This window comes from Streptomonospora alba, assembly GCF_000826685.1.
Taxonomy (GTDB): Bacteria; Actinomycetota; Actinomycetes; order Streptosporangiales; family Streptosporangiaceae; genus Streptomonospora; species Streptomonospora alba.
Genome location: NZ_JROO01000043.1, coordinates 48,662 through 63,854, shown reverse-complemented (window position 1 = coordinate 63,854; position 15,193 = coordinate 48,662). Strand labels below are relative to the sequence as shown.

Below are 15,193 nucleotides of genomic sequence, written 5' to 3'. Positions count from 1 at the left end.
CTGCGTACACCGATGATGAGCAGGCCTCGCCCACACCAGGCGTTGTCCCGTCCGCTGAGCCGCAATCGACTGGGCGGCGAGAAGCCAAAGGTGTATCCGAGTCCGGCGTAGGCGGAATCTGCCGCCCCGTCTGAGTCGGTACCGCGGTGCCAGACCGAGGCCTGGCACTGGGCCCTGGACAACCGTGGTGAGGGCGGCTCGTTGCCCACCGGCCGCGAGATCGCGTCCCACTTCGGCCACAAGGAACGTTGGGGCGTCTGGTCAAACAGTGGGGACAGCAGGGGCGCTTCGATCAGGCGAGGGTTCCTTCCCTCGCGCTGTAGAGACTGATTCCGGCCTTAAGACAGCTGTGAGTCCGCGGAAGCGTGGGGCTTTTGTCGGTTTCTTGTGAAGTGAATGAAATCGGCTTATAGGGTCGGCGAAGGCGCAGGTCATTCAGTGTGCTGCCCGCACGCGCGGGGATGGTCCTCTCGGCAGCTATTGAAACGGGCATACCGGGGAGTGCTGCCCGCACGCGTGGGGATGGACCGGCTATCGAGAGCATGCCGCATTCTAGGCATGCCCGAGCCCCACGGACGTGGGGACGTGGGGAGGAACCGGCCGTCGATGTGCACCGTCTGCTGAAGGGCCGCCGAGCTCCACGGATGTGGGGGTGGGCTGGTCCTCACGGGTCAGTCCCGGGGGCCTGCGGATGTCCATCGCCGCCCGCCGCTACCTCGACGGCGACCGCGTCCACCTGTTGTGGTGACGGGCGAAGGCTGGACTGCATGGGAAGCGGTGGCCGGTACTCAACCGGCGCGCGTGGATTACAGGTCGATTCCGATCACGATCCCGGTGTGGTCGCTGGCCGTCTCCACCCGTTCGTAGGTGGTGAGCTTCGCGGTCAGCGGTGCTGTCACCAGTGCCTGATCAACCCGGATGCCGCCGTGGCCCGTCGGTGCGTATAGACGGGTGTCGCCGGATTTTTGGGCGAGGTGGTCGGCTGCGTCCACCAGCCCGGCGCGGTGCAGGCGGTGGGCCACGCGCCGATCGGGCTGGTCGTCGCTGTCCCAGCGCGCCGCCCGGTCCAGCGGCTTTGCGGTCGCCGCGTCGGGGGCTCTACCGCCGTCGCGCACGGGGTGGGTGTTGATGTCGCCGATCATCACCCCGTATGCGCTGTAGCGCGTGATGCGGTCGGCCACCCGCATCGCCTCGTCGATCGCCGCTTCGGCGCTGGTGGTGGTCAGGTGGGTGCTGGCCACGGCCAGCCGCTGGGACCAGCCGGCGACGTCGAAGAGCGCGACTCCCAGGCCGGTGTAGGTCTCCTGGGCGTAGGCGTCGGCCCACCCGCACTGCGCCATGGCCTCGGGTCGGTAGAAGACGGCGTTGCCCCCGACCGCGCGGCCGCGCACGAGCCCGGCCAGGCGCATGCCGAGGTCCTGTTCGGCGCGGTAGACCTGGGCGCGGAGGTGGTCGCTCCAGCCGTGGCACTCCTGCAGGCACACGATGTCGGGCTGCACCGTGCGGAGATCGGCGGCGATGGTGGGCCACCGGTCGTCGGGGCGGCCGTCGCCGGTCTGGATGCCGCCGTGTTTCAGGTTCTGCGACGCGATGCGGATCTGTTTCGAGGGCGGTGTCATGGATGCTTCCTGTGCTGGGAAGTTCGGCAGCGAAGTCGATGACGGCTGGGGTGCGGAGGGTCCCCGCGCGAGGGGGATTCGTGCGGGGACCGCGGCGTGGGTGCTCAGCCCATGTAGGCGGCGACGGGCGGCCAGGCGATCACCAGGAGGGAGTAGGCGCCGTTGTAGGCGGCGTGGGCGCAGATGACGGCCCATAGCCGCCCGGTGCGCCGATACAGCCACAGCACCAGCAGCGCCTCGGGGATCAGCAGCAGCACCACGGGCCCGTAGTAGGCGTGGTAGGCCACCTTGGCGATCGCCCCGACCGTGTAGATTTCGGCGGCCGGTCGGTAGGCCGCACTGAGCAGGATCACCAGCACCGCCACGACGACGGGTTCCTCGATCAGGGCGGTGGTGAACTGGGTCGGTCCCAGCAGCCCGACGATCCACATGGCATCGCTGCGGTTCTCGATGGCGAACCCGCCGGCCAGGCCTGCGGGCACCAGTTGGCCGATGACGGAGGAGGCCACCATCCAGGCCGCCATCCCGGCCAGTGCCCAAAGGAACACGGTCCGGGCCTGGCGGCGCGCTCGCTGCTTGCTCTCGGCGGTGGGGGCCGAGGGCGGTGCGGGGGCGAACAGATCGTGCACGCGGATGCGGCGCCGCCAGGCCACCAGCAGCACCACCGCGGTGACCACCAGGAGGAGGACGGCGTGCTGGATCCAGCCGGGCAGGGCCTGTGACCAGAAGTTCTGGGCTGTGGGCGGGTGGGTGACCGGTGCGGTGCCGCCGGAGAGGTAGGCCGCCACGATGCCGGTCAGCGAGTAGCCGAACGTCACGGTGTAGGCGAGGACCAAGGCGGTGTAGGCGAGCCAGGCCGGCATCGGCTTGGGCGCGGGCAGGGCCGAGGCGGGTGTGGGTTGGGGCAGCAGGCGCCGCCACCCGCGCACCGGCGGGTCGGAGGTTGCTGTGGGGGCGGTGGCGGTGGTTGAGGGGGGTGTCGTCACGATCGGTCTCTGTCTCGGCAATGGTGGAAGAAGGGCTCGGAGTCGCTGGGGAGTGGGGTGCTGGTTCTCCCGCGGGCGGGGCGCGGATCGGTGGGATGGTGCTCACCACCAGCCGGCCAGGTGCGCCAGCGCGAGGATGACGCCCAGCACGACGGCGGTGGCGGGAAACAGCACGTGATAGGCAGCCTTGTCTGCGCCGTCACGGCGGGCCCGGCCGGCGAATGCGCCGATGAGGACCACCTCGCCCGCCACAACGACGACCACGGTGGTGGGAAGGCTCATGAGCACCTTTCTCGCGCGTGGCGGCGACCAGAGGAGCTGCCGACGAAGAGTGCCAGGGTGGCGCGCAGATCGGGGCGGGTGACGCCACGGCGGCCCGTCTGAGGAAGGCTCGTCATGGGGCGTGCTTTCCTGAGGTCGCGCTCCGGGTGTCAGGGGGCGCAGGCAGGCGGCCGACGCCGCCGAACAACCACACCCGGTCAGGCGCCACGGGGGCGACGGGTGGGCGCCAGTTCATGATGAGCGCCAGTCCGGGCGGCACCAGCGCCATGCGGGCGAAGATCCGGGTGATCTCCTCGCGGCTGCGCAGCACCATGGGGGCGGTGGCCTGTTCGGCGTAGGTGCGGGTGATTTCCTCGGCGACCTCGGGGGTGGTGGCGTCCTGGGACAGGTGGCTCAGCGCCAGGTGCGAGCCTGGGGGCATGTGGGCTCGGTAGGCGGCCACGATCTCGGCGGGGTCCTCGGGGATGAAGTGGAACACCGCCACGGCCAGCAGCGCCCACGGCTGGGTGGGATCGATCAGGTGTCGGGTTTCGGGGGCGTCCATGACGGTTGTGGTGTCGCGCAGGTCGGCGGTGATCACGGCGGTGTTGGGGTTGTCGGCCAGGCGGGCGTGGCCGTGGGTGGCCACGATCGGGTCGTTGTCGACATAGACCACGCGGGTTTCCGGGGCGATGGTCTGGGCGACCTGGTGGACGTTGTCTTGCTCGGGCAGCCCGGAGCCTAGGTCGATGATCTGGCGGATACCGGCGTTGGCGACCAGGTAGGTCACTGCCCGGCGCAGGAACGCGCGGTTGGCGTGGACGACCAGTTCGGCGTTGGGTTCGCGCGCTTTGATCCGTGCGGCGGCTGCGCGGTCGGCGGCGTAGTTGTCCTTGCCGCCGAGCAGCGCGTCGTAGACGCGGGCCGGGGTGGCTTTGTCGGTAGTGAAGGCGGGGCTCGGCGGGACGCCTTCGTCATCGGATGTCATTGGCGTGTTCCAAGGGGTGGGAGTTGGCCGGGGGCCGGCGTTGATGTGCATCAAGGGATCCGTCTCGTTCAGGGAGGGTGGTCCCGGTGGGGCGCGCCTCAGCACGCGCTCCACCGGTGACCAGGCCCGGCTCGACGCGCTGTCTCCCCTGGGGCCGGCGCCGATACGGATCGGCGGGTGTATCGGCGCGGCTGGCGCGGAGCGCATGGCCCGGTCGTCTCAGCGGTGGCCGTGGTCAGGCGGCGACCATGGAGGCGCCGCGGCCGACATGGCGGGCCAGGATCACCCGCAGGGAGGCGGGGTGGTGCATGAGCAGGCTGGGAGCCGGGCCGGGGCGCTCGCCCCACAGGTGCAGGTCGGGCAACCGTTCGAAGACGGCGGGGAGGGCGATCCCCAGCTCCATCCGGGCCAGCGGTGCGCCCAGGCAGTGGTGCGGTCCGTGACCGAAGGCCAGGTGCGCCCCTGCCTCGCGGGTGATGTCGAACGTGTCCGCGTGTTCCCACACGGCCGGGTCGCGGTTGGCGGCCAGGTAGGCCAGTAGCAGAGGCTCACCTTTGTCCAGCACGACGTCACCGATCCGGACCCCGTCGCGGGCGGTGAACATCATCGGCAGGGTGGCCGCCGAGGGTTGCCAGCGCAGGATCTCCTCGATGGCCTGGGACCACGCGACCTGCCCGGTGCGGATCAGTTCGAGCTGGTCGGGGTGCTCCAGCAGCGCCTGCACCCCGCTGGTCAGCACCCCCATGGTCGTCTCATAGCCGGCGACGTAGAACAGCAGGATGTTGTCGCGCAGCTCCTTGGGGCTGAGCCGGGCCTCATCCTCGTCGCGCACCGCGATCAGCGCACTGATCAGACCCTCGTCGGGACGGGCGCGTTTGCGCTCGATCGTGTCGTCGATGAAGGCCCAGAACTCCTCCATCACCCCCGGGTGCAGCCCTGACAGGGCGCGGGTGGTCAGGTCCTGGATCGTGGCCGAGTCCTCTTCCGGGATGCTCAGCAGGTCCGAGATCACCCGGATGGGCAGCGGTACCGCGAACTCGGACTTGAGGTCCACGGTGCGCTCGCGCCCGGCGGCCTCCACCCCGTCCAGCAGTTGGTCCACCACCGCCTCCACTTGCGGGCGCAGGTGTTGGATCCGCCGGTGGGTGAAGGTCTTCTGCACCAGGCGGCGCACCCGGGCGTGGTCGGGGTCGTTGGACTGCAGCATGGAGTCCATGCCATCCAGCATCGCGACCATGGGGTTGGCCCGGTTGAGTTCCCCCTCGGCTAGGGCGCGCCAGTTGGTCATGTTGCGCACGAAGGCCTCGGGCTCGTTGCGCAGTGCCTCTTTCAGCGCGTCGTAGTGGGTGATGGCCCACACCCTTATCCCTCCGGGAAGATCCACTTGAGCAAGCGGGCCATGGGCGAGGAGGTGCGGTGCGAGGTCGGCGTGGCTGGTGCCGGGGTCGAGGACGAGGGGCGGGCGGGGCTCTGCCATGTCTGTCCCTTGGTGATCGTGGTGGGTTGGAACTGGACCGGGAGGCGTTCAAGGCCGTTGATGGTCAACGACATCCGCCGCACCAGCGCCGTGGAGTCGACGGCCAGCGCCATGTCCGGCAGCTGGGCCAGCAGCCGGTCGATGGCGTGTTCGGCGATGGTGGTGGCGATATCGCGGCTGCTGTGCGGGCACTGGTGGGCGCCCACTCCCCAGGCCAGGTGTGCACGGGTGCCGGCGCCCAGGGCGTGGGTGTCGCAGGCGATGTAGGCCGGCGCCCCCTGCGGATGGGTGATCCCGCTTTTGTCGATGAGGTCTTGGTTGGCCGACTCCAGGCCGAAGACGACCATGTCGCCTTGGTGGACGGTGTAGTCGCCGATGCGGTGGTCGACGCGGGGCCAGCGCCCGATGAGGGTGCGCATCGGGGTATCGCGCACGAGCGTCAGATCCAGCGCATCGGCGGTGCGGGTACGTGCCCCCAATACCTCGCCCCGCAGCGTCCGGTCGGTCAGCAGCGCCCGCAGGGTGTTGCCGATCAGGTGCGCGCCGGGATCGTGGGTGACCGAGACGACCAGGGATGCCTGGTCGGCGACTTCTTCGTCGGTGTGTCCTGCGTCGATCAGGCCGGCGATCACCCCGTCGCCCGGCACGTCCCGCTGGTGCTTGGCTGACTCCGCCAGCACGGCATAGAGGTCGTACCAACCGGCCAGGGCGTCGCCGCCTCCGCCGCCGTCCCACAGTTGGCGCATGGCCGTACACGCCCGGGCACCGGTCTCGTCGTCGAGGCCGAGCAAACGGGTCAGGGCCATCGCCGACAGCTGTGCGGCGTAGTCCTCGATGAGATCGGCCCACCCGCGGGCAGCGAAGCGCGCGACGAGTAGGTCGGCCGCTTCGTCCACCTCGGCGATCAGTCGGCGTTGGTCGACCGCGCCCAACGCGTTCTCCAGCGCCTGGCGGTAGTGGCGGTGGCGGGCTCCGTCGTGGTGGCGGGCGTTGTCGCGGGGGCGGTAGATGGCCTTCAGCCCCGAGGTTTCGGGCACGGTGCCGTCGGTGCCTTCGCGCCACCACCGTGGGTCGACCGAGTAGACCTCCAGCGGATCGCGGAACACCTGCTTGTTGGTCTCCCAGCTGAGTAGCAGCCAGGCCCGGGTGTAGGGGTCGAGCATGACCGGGGCGATACCGGAGGGGTAGCGGGCGCGCAGGCTGGGCCAGAGCTCGGCGGGTGGGCCGGTGTGGGCGTAGAGCGGGAAGGGTTCGATCGTCATCAGGGGCACCAGTTGGTCAGGGGGAGGGCCGGACGGGTGTCGAGGGCTCGGGTCAGGTTTCGCCGGCGGCGCGGCGGAGCAGGTCCTCGAAGCCGGCCACGGTGTCGGTGAGGCTCCCGGCGGGATCCGCCTCGGGCCCCTCAGCCATGGACACGGCGGCGATTTGCGCGTCTTGGGAGGCCAGACGCCAGCTCAGCTCCTGCGCGCTCGGGGCGGTCACGGTCTCCAACAGCCCCAGGTCGGCATGGTGCGGGGGAAGAGTTCGCCGGGCCGTGAACGTTGCGCCTAGGGAGCCGATCTCGTAGCTGAGGCGCCAGCGCGGGTGAGCGTCCTCCAGGTCGGCGATCACCGCGGCGACCTCGGCATCGTGGTCCAGGGCGAGGGAGCCGCCGCGGCTGAGGCTGATCAAGCGTTGGATGAGGCTCTCCTGGATGTCCAGGCGCCGACGCATCTCCTGCTCGTCAGAGGCTGCCGCGGCGAAGGCCTCGGTGCCGTCGTCGGTGGGCACCGGGCGGCGGGCGAGGAAGATCCCACCCGGGGCGGCCGCGGTGGCGTGGTGGGTGACGGTCCACTGCGGGTAATCACGACGCAGACGCGCCACGACGCCGGCGATGTCGATGTCGTTCACTGGGCACCCGCCAGCCCTGCGCCGCTACCGATCGCGACCGGCAGCACCATGGGCTCCTGGTCCGCGGCGGCGGCCGTTGGGGTCCGCGTCGAGGAGGCGGAACCGGGGACGGTTCGTGCGGGGTAGACCATTGCGTGCTCCTTGCGTCGAGGGGGTCATGCGGCGGCGGGCTCCAGATGCACCGGCAGCGCGGCGGGGGAGTTGATGAACACCGACCCCAGCCGCGGCGGGGCGGGCTCGACCCGGCGGGCCCGAGGGAACCGGGCGAACAGAGTGGACAGGCCGATCTCCAGCTCAGCGCGCGCCAGCGCGGCCCCCAGGCACACGTGGGGCCCGTGGCCCAGGCCGAGGTGGCGAGGCCGCATCGCTCCCAGATCCAGGGCCTCGGCCTCGCCGTAACGGGCGGGGTCGCGGTTGGCGGCCAGGTAGCACAGCAGCACCGCCTCACCCGCGGCGATGGTGTGGCCGGCGACGGTGACGTCCTCGGACGCGAAGAGGAACGGCAGCGTGGCGACGCTGGTCGCGGCGCGCAGGATCTCCTCCACGGCCGCCAGCCAGGCCGCCTCGCCCGCACACGACCGCGCGAGTTGATCAGGGGAACCCAGCAGGGTTTCGATGCCGTTGGCCAGCGCGGAGGCGGTGGTCTCATAGCCGGCGGTGAGCAGCAGCCACAGGGTGTCGCGCAGCTCGCGGGTGTCAGCCCCTCGCCGCCCTCACGGGCCCCGACGAGCGCCGAGACCACGTCGGAACCGGGCGCGTCCTGTTTGGCGGCGATCACCTCGTCGAGGTAGGCGTCGACCTCGGCCCGCATCGCCCGCACCTCGTCCGGGGGCGCGGTGGAGAAGGCGGTGTCGACCATCGCGCGGATGCGGCCGTGGTCGGTGTCGCCGATGCCGAACAGGTCCCCGAAGACCTGCTGGGACAGCGGGTAGGCGAAGGCGGCCTTCACATCCACCGGCCCTGCGGCGAGGGCGAGCTCCTCCACCAGCTTCTCGGCCCGCCCCCAGATCGCGGGACGCAAAGCCGCGATCCGGCCGGGCGTGAAGGCTTGGGAGATCAGTCCGCGCAGGCGCCGGTGGTCGGCGCCGTCGGCGGTGAGCATGTTGTCCAGCCCCACCATGGCCGCCACCGGGTGATCCGCGGGCACCGCGCCTTGGGCTAAGGCCGACCAGGCGCGCCAGTTGCGGCGGAAACGCCCATCCACCAGGGCGGCACGCAGCTGCGCGTCGTGGGTCAGCGCCCAAACCTGAAGATCCGCCACCACCACGCGCGCCAGCGGGCCGGCCGCGTGGAGCTCGCGTGCCTGGGCGTGGGCCTGTCCGGGGACCAGGACGATGGGCTCGGGGCGTGCGGGCACGGGGCACCTCCAGCAGAGGAGAACAACGGGGAGGAGTCGGCATCGCGTTGGGTGGGCGTGCACGCGGCGGGCAGCGCGTGCAGGCCGTGGGCAAACGGCGAGCGGCGCCGCACCAGATCCTCAGCAGCCACGGCCAGGCGCAGGTCGGGCATGTGGTGCAGCAGGGCGGCCACGGCGTCGATGCCGATCTGGCGCGCCAGGTTGTGAGCCGGGCACTGGTGGGCCCCGGCGCCGAACGCCAGGTGCGCGCGCGAGCCCGACAGCGCGGCGGTGTCGATGCCCGGGGCGACCTGCGGGTCGGCGTGGGCGGGGCCGTAGCCGATGATCAGGCAGTCGCCCTCGCGCACCCGGGCGCCGGCCACCTCCATGTCGCGGGCCGCGTAGCGGCCCGGCAGCAGCGTGATCGGCGGCGAGCGCCACAGCACCGTGTCGATCGCCTCGTCGATGCGGGTGCGCGCCCCGGCCACGTCCGCACGTATCTCGCGATCGGTCAGCAGCACGTGGACGGTATGGGCGATGAGGTTCATCAGCGGGTCGTGGGCGGCGGAGATGACGAGGATGAGCTGGTGGGCCACCTCCTCCTCATCCAACCCGTGGGGGTGGGCGATCATGCGCGAGACGACGTCGGCGCCGGGCTGGGCTCGCCGCGCGGCGGTGACGGCCTGGGCGTAGCCGAACAGGTCCATGCGCGCCTGCTCTGCGTCGGCGCCGCCGTCCCACACGCGGCGCATGAGTTCGGTCAGTTCCCGCCCGTGGGCGTCGTCCAAGCCGAAGTAGCGGTTGAGCAAGAGCAGCGGCAGGCGGAAGGCGTAGTCGGCGACCACGTCGATGCGCCCGGCTGCACCCGGTGCGGCGAGCAGGTCCGCGGCGATGTCGGCGATGGCCAGCCGGGTGCCGTCCCGGGTGATCCGGGTCAGCGCGTCGACGATGACGCTGCGGTAGCGGGAGTGGTCCGGCTCGTCGGAGGCCAAGGCGTTGCGGAAGTACCAGAAGGGCCCCGGCACGGTCTCGGGGGTGGCGCGGCCCTCGCGCGCCTCGCGCCAGCGGCGGGGATCACGCGGAAAGCGCACCCGGTCGCGCAAGACGTCGAGGCTGACGTCATAGGACAGGGTCACCCACGCGCCCACGCCCGGGGCGACCTGCACGGGAGCGAGGGCCCCGTACCTCTGGCGGAGCTTCTCGAGGACCGCGGGCAGGTCCTCGTCGAGCGCGTCGGCGTAGATGGGAGTGCCTGCGGTGTGCAGGTCGGACACCGGCACTGAACGCTCGGACGGCTCGGCGCGGGGAATGCGGTCCTCCATTACCGCCACCCCGTTCCTGGCCAGCCGAGGGCGGCGCCGTCCTGGCCAGGGAGGAGGAAAAGGGGAACAGTACTGCGATGAATGAAAAGCGCTTGGCAGCGCGAGCGCCGCCGGCGTTCCGAGGGCTGAACTTGCGCGACCTCCGTCCGTCGTGGGGCCGCCGTCCTGTGGTGTCATAGACGCCAAGCGTCGATCCAACGCACCGAATTCGGCAGGGCAGACAAAAGGGCATCCAAGGGCAATTTGCCGGAAGCGACCACGCGGCTATGAGGGAACGCAATGACCGCTGATCAACCGAACTCCCGACTTCGTGCGGCGCGGGAAGCATGCCCGTCGCCTTCGGCGCCGGGAGAGGCAATGACTCGTTCGGAGCTGGCTGAGGCGGCCAACGAGTACCTGTGGCGCACCACCGGCAAGCGCTATGCGCTGGACGCACACACCATCGCTCGTTACGAGCGCGGTAAGGTGCATTGGCCCAGCGCCGTCTACCGCGCAGGTCTCAAAGCCGTCCTTGCTGTGGACCGCGATGCGGATCTGGGTTTTCATCCCGCCCGAAGAGGCAGCAGCACCGCGTCGCCTCCCCAGCCTGGAGCGAACGAGAGCGGGAGATTCGGATCGCCGGCCGCTGGCAGGCGGTCGCTGGTCACCGGGCACGGGGCCTCTGAAGAATCGGGAGATGAACCTACGCCGGACCGCCCGGGTTCCTCTGGAGCCGCCCCCTTGCATTCAACCTCGGTCGGCATCGGGGGGCATCTCGACCTCGGACAGTCCCCGGCTGCATTCCTGGCGGACACAGCAGTGGAAACACCGGTTCCCGCCCGGGTGGGTTGGACGGATGTCGAGTATGTGCGTGGCGCCACCCGAGCCATCGCCATGTCGGAGAACGTCTTCGGCGGGGCCTGTGCTGCGAGGCCGCGTCCTCCCAGCTGCGCTGGGTGGGCGCCCTGTTGGAGGCGCGCGCCGCTAATGACGTCCGCACGGCGATGTATGAGGCGGTGGGAAACCTGAGCAGTGTAGTGGCCTACTCCGCCTTCGACATCGCCAACTTCGCCGCGGCGGACCGGTATTTCCGCTTCGCGCTGTGGTGCGCCGAGCAAGCCGGTTCCTGGGCACTGCGCGCCAACACCCTTGCTGAGATGGCACGCAAGGCGGCTTATCTCGGCGAGCTCGATGACGCCCTCACACTCATCGAGCTGGCCCAGGTCCGCGATGACCGCCTCTCCGCAACCGCCCGGGCAATGCTATGGACCCTACGAGCACGCGTGCTCGCGCTGACCGCTGCCGCCCGCGACATCCGCGCCGACATCGACCGGGCGGATGCCTGCTTCGCCGATCGCGCACCGGAGCACGATCCCCCCTGGCTGTGCTATTACGACGAAGCCGAGCACCAGGGAAGCACCGGCAAAGCCCTGATCCCCCTCGCACTGCAGACCCGCCGCCCCGAACTGGCCGCACACCGCATTCGTAGTGCCATCTCCCTGCACGAATCCCATTACCCCCGCTCGCGCGTGTTCTCCCGCGTGCGCCTTGCTTCGCTGTTGATGGAGGTGGGCGACCCGCACGAGGCGGTACCGATTGGACGGCAAGCCGTGGCCGACGCCGAAGCGCTGCGGTCCACACGGATCACCAACGAGCTGCACGGCCTGCAACGGGCCGCCCGACCGCATACGCGCGACGGCGACGTCGCCGACCTGGTCCGCGACGTCGCTGCCGTGGCGACCGAGAACACCTGAGACGATCTGCGCGTGAGCTTCCACGCCCTCGATGCCAGTGCCGTCCTTACCGCTGCGGCACGCGCTGCGGGTATCAACGCCGACGGCGCTGAACTGATCCGCGACGGCGCCAACGTCCTGTACCGGCTGCCCGATCGCGTCGTCGCCCGCGTCGGGCGGCCCGGGATCTGCGTTGTCGCCGAGCGCGAAGTGGACGTTTCCCGTTGGCTGGAAGGCTGCGCGGTGCCGGTCGTTCACGCTCTTGCCGGCGTTCCCCAGCCGGTTGTCATCGGTGGTCGCCCGGTCACCTGGTGGCGTTTGCTGCCACCGCACCGGCCCGCCACACCGGGCGAGCTCGGTGCTGTATTAGGCACCATTCACAGCCTGCCGATACCCGAAGAGCTGCGGCTGCCTCGGTTCGATCCGTTCGCCGGCATCGATCCCGACCACATCAGTACCGCCCAGGCGTTGGATCCCCAAGATCGAGCATGGCTGACTCGGCGCCTTGCCGATCTTCGTGAGCAGTACCAGGGGCTTGGCGCTGTGGGAAGCTGCAGTGTGATTCACGGTGATGCTTGGCAAGGCAACGTGGCCGTGCCCGACAACGGGACGCCCATCGTGATGGACCTTGAGAAGGTCGCCCTCGGCCCGCGGGACGCCGATCTGGTCTCCCTGGCCGTGGACTATACCGACTTCGCCCGGATCGCCGACGAGGACTACAACGCCTTCGTCACCGCCTACGGCGGCTATGACGTGACCACCGCGCCGGGGTTCCGGACCCTCGCGGAGATCCAAGAATTGCGCTGGGTCTGCTTCACCCTCAGCAAGGCCGAATCCCGTCCCGGCGCCGCGGAGGAGGCCCGGCACCGCATCCGCTGCCTGCGCGGCCACGTCCCCCGTCCATGGACCTGGAACGCCTTTTGAAGCGGACGGAAGTGGCAGCAGCCATCTGCTGCCTTCGGCGTGGGAAGCCACCGAGCATGGTCGAAGATCGGGCCTGAGGTCAGGGCGTCTCGTTACCCTGAAAGCCGACGGGCACGAGGAGCTGATTGTGGAACTCAATCACCGGCTTCGGAGGGCGCGTGAGGGGTGTCCTTCACCTTCGGCGCCAGGGGAAGCGATGAGCCGAAGCGAACTGGCCGAGGCAGTCAACGACTACCTGTGGAATGCCACCGGCAAGCGCTATGCATTGGACGCCCACGCCATCGCCCGTTACGAGCGCGGCAAAGTCCGCTGGCCCAGCGCCGCCTACCGCTCCGGGCTCAAAGCCGTGCTCGGGGCCGACAGCGACGGAGACCTCGGGTTTCATCCGGTACCCCGTGGTCGGACGGTGAGTCCAGGATCGAGCGGTGCGCCGGCCTCGACAGGTGGCCAGGAGCGAGACCGTCACCGGTCGTCGGCGGAGATCGGTGAGTCCTCGGACGCCTCGGCTGAGGCGGCGCGAACGTTGTGGGCAGCAGATCTCGAGTTCGAAACCGAGGGATCAGGAGAAGGTCCGCCGGAGCCCGACGTGAGCACGGTGGCTCTACGGTGGCTGACAACGTCGAATACGGAGCCGCCCCAGAGGCACGAAGGAACAGCACGGGTCGGTGAGGATGACGTCGCGGCCGTCAATCGTGCGTGTGATCTGTTCGAAGCGCTCGATCACGAGTTCGGAGGCGGACACGCCCGCGTCGCCGCCGTACAGTACCTACACAGCGAGGTAGCACCGCTCCTGAAGGGGAGCTACACCGCCGCAGTGGGCGGAGCGCTCTTTTCTGCGGCGGCGCGCTTCACCTACAAGACGGGGGCCATGGCCTACGACGCCGGGCACTACACGCTGGCACGCCGCTACTTCGTGCAGGCGCTGAACTTCGCCCGATGGGCCGGAGATCCGGCTCTCGCGGGAAAGACGCTGGTTCTATTGAGCCACCAAGCGAACTTCCGAGGGCAGTTCCGCCATGCGTTGGACCTGGCACGCAGCGCGCAGGTGGGGGCCAATGGCGGGGTGACCCCGGGGGGCGAGGCGATGTTCGCGGCCATGGAGGCCCGTGCGCTGGCGTCGCTGGGGGAGGAGCGGGCATGTACCCAGGCCTTGGGCAGGATGGAGCACTTGTTTGCCTCCAGTGACGCCGCTGAGGAACCCGAGTGGTTGGGATATTTCGACGAGGCCGAGGTCAACGACGAGTTCGCGCATTGCTTCCACGACCTGGGACATGCGCAAGCGGCGCGTCGCCACGCCCGAGCCAGCCGGAGCGGCGCACGGAGGGAATATCGACGTAGCCGCACCTTCGCGGGCCTGATCCTCGCCGGCTCCTACGCGATGGGTGGAGCCGGCGATGTCGACGCTGCCTGCGCTATCGCCGGCGAAGTCGTGGCTGATGCAGCTCCGATGCGGTCGGCACGGGTCAAGAGCTATGTCCGCCGGTTCGACGACAGTCTGCAGCCCTATGCCGACGCATCCGCAGTGCGCATGTTCCGCAAGCGGACCCGCGACTCTCCGGCGGGGGCTCAGTAGGTCACACGCCGGGCGTCCAGTCGAAGCGGTGGGGGCGCGAACGCAGGGTGGCGATGCGGTGTTCGGCCTCGGGAACGAGCCGCGGTTCGCGGCCGGTGCGGGAGCTGAGCCAGGCGGTCATGCGGAGCCTCCGGATGTCGGCGAGGGTGTCATAGCCCTCCCAGTCGCGCACGTCATAGCCGTAGGCACAGGCAAAGGCGGTGTACTCGCTGTCGGTGTACCAACCCAGCTCGTTGTACACCGCAGCGACGACCAGATCCCATTCACGCGGGCCTGTGGACACCCGCTCGAGGTCCATGGCGACGACTTCGCCACCGGGGGTGGACGCGAAGTTCTTGCGGTGGGCATCGCCGTGGACCGGACCGAGGGGCAACGCCGGTTCCACGCTTCGGAAGGCCTGGCGCAGCTGTTCGAGGCGAGAGTGCAGGTATGCGCGTGACTCGGCGCTGATGCCGGTGGCCGCCTCGAGGTAGTGCTCGGCTCCGCGCAGCGGCTCCAGAATCGGAAGATGCACCTCATCCGGGCTGTGAACGGAGTGCAGGCGGCGCAGCGCACGACCCAGTTCGGCGCTGTCGGCCATGCGCGGGTCGGGGACCTCGTGCCATACCGAAACCAGTCGGCCCGCAACGCCCATGGGCACAGGTCGTGCCGGACGTACGGCGGGGACACCGGAGTCGTTCAGCCACGCCGCCACATCCAGCTCCTGGCGCATGCGCTCGGCGTTGGCCTTGGCGGTAATGCGCAGTACGAGCGCTTCGTTCGGCAGCAGTACCGAAGCGTTCGCCCCGACCGGCCCGAGTACGCGGCGCTCGGCGGCGACGAGTCCCAGTTCCGCGCCTGCCTGTGAAGCGACATCCAGTGCCGCCTCTTGCGTCAGTGGCCCCTCGGCGCCATCGGCCATCTCTCGGCTCCTTCCCGCACCACCGCCGTCGAAGGCAGCGGCTATAACCCTAGGGAGTCGGGTGTAGGACCGGCGACGAGCCGCTCCAGATTGCCCTGCGATGCCCCGCAGCGTGCCCTGCTGCACCCCGAAAACCCATGGGAGGGTCACCGTGTGACTACGCACCGAACTAATTCACCTGGTTTCGAGGACGCGACGGCTGAA

15 protein-coding genes are annotated in these 15,193 nt (G+C 69.9%); 4 read left to right on the top strand and 11 right to left on the bottom strand.

Features of this window, described 5'->3' with window-relative positions:
* Positions 1–806 precede the first annotated feature (806 nt).
* The 9 genes from LP52_RS21270 to LP52_RS28520 all read right to left on the bottom strand — a co-directional run bounded on the left by LP52_RS21270 (position 807) and on the right by LP52_RS28520 (position 7,766).
* Positions 807–1,619 carry an endonuclease/exonuclease/phosphatase family protein gene (locus LP52_RS21270; protein ID WP_040276124.1) on the bottom strand — a complete coding sequence of 271 codons (813 nt, stop codon included), beginning with the start codon at positions 1,617–1,619 and terminating at the stop codon, positions 807–809.
* A gap of 104 nt (positions 1,620–1,723) precedes the next feature.
* Positions 1,724–2,605, bottom strand: coding sequence for a CPBP family glutamic-type intramembrane protease (locus tag LP52_RS21265; RefSeq protein ID WP_157036425.1), 882 nt, complete (start codon positions 2,603–2,605; stop codon positions 1,724–1,726).
* A 102-nt stretch (positions 2,606–2,707) separates the two neighbouring features.
* On the bottom strand, positions 2,708–2,887 hold the full coding sequence (locus tag LP52_RS21260; protein WP_040276123.1) for a hypothetical protein: 180 nt from the start codon (positions 2,885–2,887) through the stop codon (positions 2,708–2,710).
* 112 nt (positions 2,888–2,999) lie between these two features.
* The gene (locus LP52_RS21255; protein ID WP_052810105.1) at positions 3,000–3,854 is read right to left on the bottom strand and encodes an SAM-dependent methyltransferase; all 855 of its coding nucleotides are present in this window, start codon (positions 3,852–3,854) and stop codon (positions 3,000–3,002) included.
* A 235-nt stretch (positions 3,855–4,089) separates the two neighbouring features.
* Entirely contained in the window at positions 4,090–5,214 is a 1,125-nt protein-coding gene (locus LP52_RS21250) for a cytochrome P450 family protein (RefSeq protein ID WP_052810104.1), read from the bottom strand.
* Between the two features lie 2 nt (positions 5,215–5,216).
* Entirely contained in the window at positions 5,217–6,593 is a 1,377-nt protein-coding gene (locus LP52_RS27470; RefSeq protein ID WP_040276122.1) for a cytochrome P450 family protein, read from the bottom strand.
* A gap of 52 nt (positions 6,594–6,645) precedes the next feature.
* Positions 6,646–7,221, bottom strand: a complete 576-nt coding sequence (locus LP52_RS21240) for a hypothetical protein (protein ID WP_040276121.1) — start codon at positions 7,219–7,221, stop codon at positions 6,646–6,648.
* Positions 7,218–7,352, bottom strand: a complete 135-nt coding sequence (locus LP52_RS28785) for a hypothetical protein (protein ID WP_274518830.1) — start codon at positions 7,350–7,352, stop codon at positions 7,218–7,220. Before LP52_RS28785 ends, LP52_RS21240 begins: the two co-directional genes overlap by 4 nt.
* Before the next feature lie 24 nt (positions 7,353–7,376).
* Positions 7,377–7,766 carry a cytochrome P450 gene (locus LP52_RS28520; protein WP_238581033.1) on the bottom strand — a complete coding sequence of 130 codons (390 nt, stop codon included), beginning with the start codon at positions 7,764–7,766 and terminating at the stop codon, positions 7,377–7,379.
* A gap of 329 nt (positions 7,767–8,095) precedes the next feature.
* Between LP52_RS28520 and LP52_RS28515 the strand changes: the two genes are divergently transcribed.
* On the top strand, positions 8,096–8,383 hold the full coding sequence (locus tag LP52_RS28515) for a hypothetical protein (protein WP_238581032.1): 288 nt from the start codon (positions 8,096–8,098) through the stop codon (positions 8,381–8,383).
* A gap of 71 nt (positions 8,384–8,454) precedes the next feature.
* Here the strand turns inward: LP52_RS28515 and LP52_RS21230 are convergent, their stop codons facing one another.
* A complete protein-coding gene (locus LP52_RS21230; RefSeq protein ID WP_238581031.1) occupies positions 8,455–9,879 on the bottom strand; it encodes a cytochrome P450 in 1,425 nt (474 codons plus the stop codon).
* A 935-nt stretch (positions 9,880–10,814) separates the two neighbouring features.
* Here LP52_RS21230 and LP52_RS21225 point away from each other — a divergent pair.
* The 3 genes from LP52_RS21225 (at position 10,815) to LP52_RS27465 (ending at position 14,088) form a co-directional block, all read left to right on the top strand.
* Positions 10,815–11,612 (top strand): hypothetical protein, encoded by a 798-nt coding sequence (locus tag LP52_RS21225; RefSeq protein ID WP_157036423.1) that lies wholly within the window; start codon positions 10,815–10,817, stop codon positions 11,610–11,612.
* Positions 11,613–11,624: 12 nt separating this feature from the next.
* The gene (locus LP52_RS21220) at positions 11,625–12,515 is read left to right on the top strand and encodes a phosphotransferase family protein (protein WP_040276120.1); all 891 of its coding nucleotides are present in this window, start codon (positions 11,625–11,627) and stop codon (positions 12,513–12,515) included.
* A gap of 196 nt (positions 12,516–12,711) precedes the next feature.
* Entirely contained in the window at positions 12,712–14,088 is a 1,377-nt protein-coding gene (locus LP52_RS27465; protein WP_157036422.1) for a hypothetical protein, read from the top strand.
* A gap of 1 nt (position 14,089) precedes the next feature.
* Here the strand turns inward: LP52_RS27465 and LP52_RS21210 are convergent, their stop codons facing one another.
* Positions 14,090–14,989, bottom strand: coding sequence for a phosphotransferase enzyme family protein (locus LP52_RS21210; protein WP_052810101.1), 900 nt, complete (start codon positions 14,987–14,989; stop codon positions 14,090–14,092).
* Positions 14,990–15,193 lie beyond the last annotated feature (204 nt).

Coding starts and splice junctions, on each gene's coding strand:
- LP52_RS27465 (WP_157036422.1), top strand. CDS start 12,712: ATGAGCCGAAGCGAACTGGCCGAGGCAGTCAACGACTACCTGTGGAAT.
- LP52_RS21230 (WP_238581031.1), bottom strand. CDS start 9,879: ATGGAGGACCGCATTCCCCGCGCCGAGCCGTCCGAGCGTTCAGTGCCG.
- LP52_RS27470 (WP_040276122.1), bottom strand. CDS start 6,593: ATGACGATCGAACCCTTCCCGCTCTACGCCCACACCGGCCCACCCGCC.
- LP52_RS28785 (WP_274518830.1), bottom strand. CDS start 7,352: ATGGTCTACCCCGCACGAACCGTCCCCGGTTCCGCCTCCTCGACGCGG.
- LP52_RS21210 (WP_052810101.1), bottom strand. CDS start 14,989: ATGGCCGATGGCGCCGAGGGGCCACTGACGCAAGAGGCGGCACTGGAT.
- LP52_RS21255 (WP_052810105.1), bottom strand. CDS start 3,854: ATGACATCCGATGACGAAGGCGTCCCGCCGAGCCCCGCCTTCACTACC.
- LP52_RS21270 (WP_040276124.1), bottom strand. CDS start 1,619: ATGACACCGCCCTCGAAACAGATCCGCATCGCGTCGCAGAACCTGAAA.
- LP52_RS21260 (WP_040276123.1), bottom strand. CDS start 2,887: ATGAGCCTTCCCACCACCGTGGTCGTCGTTGTGGCGGGCGAGGTGGTC.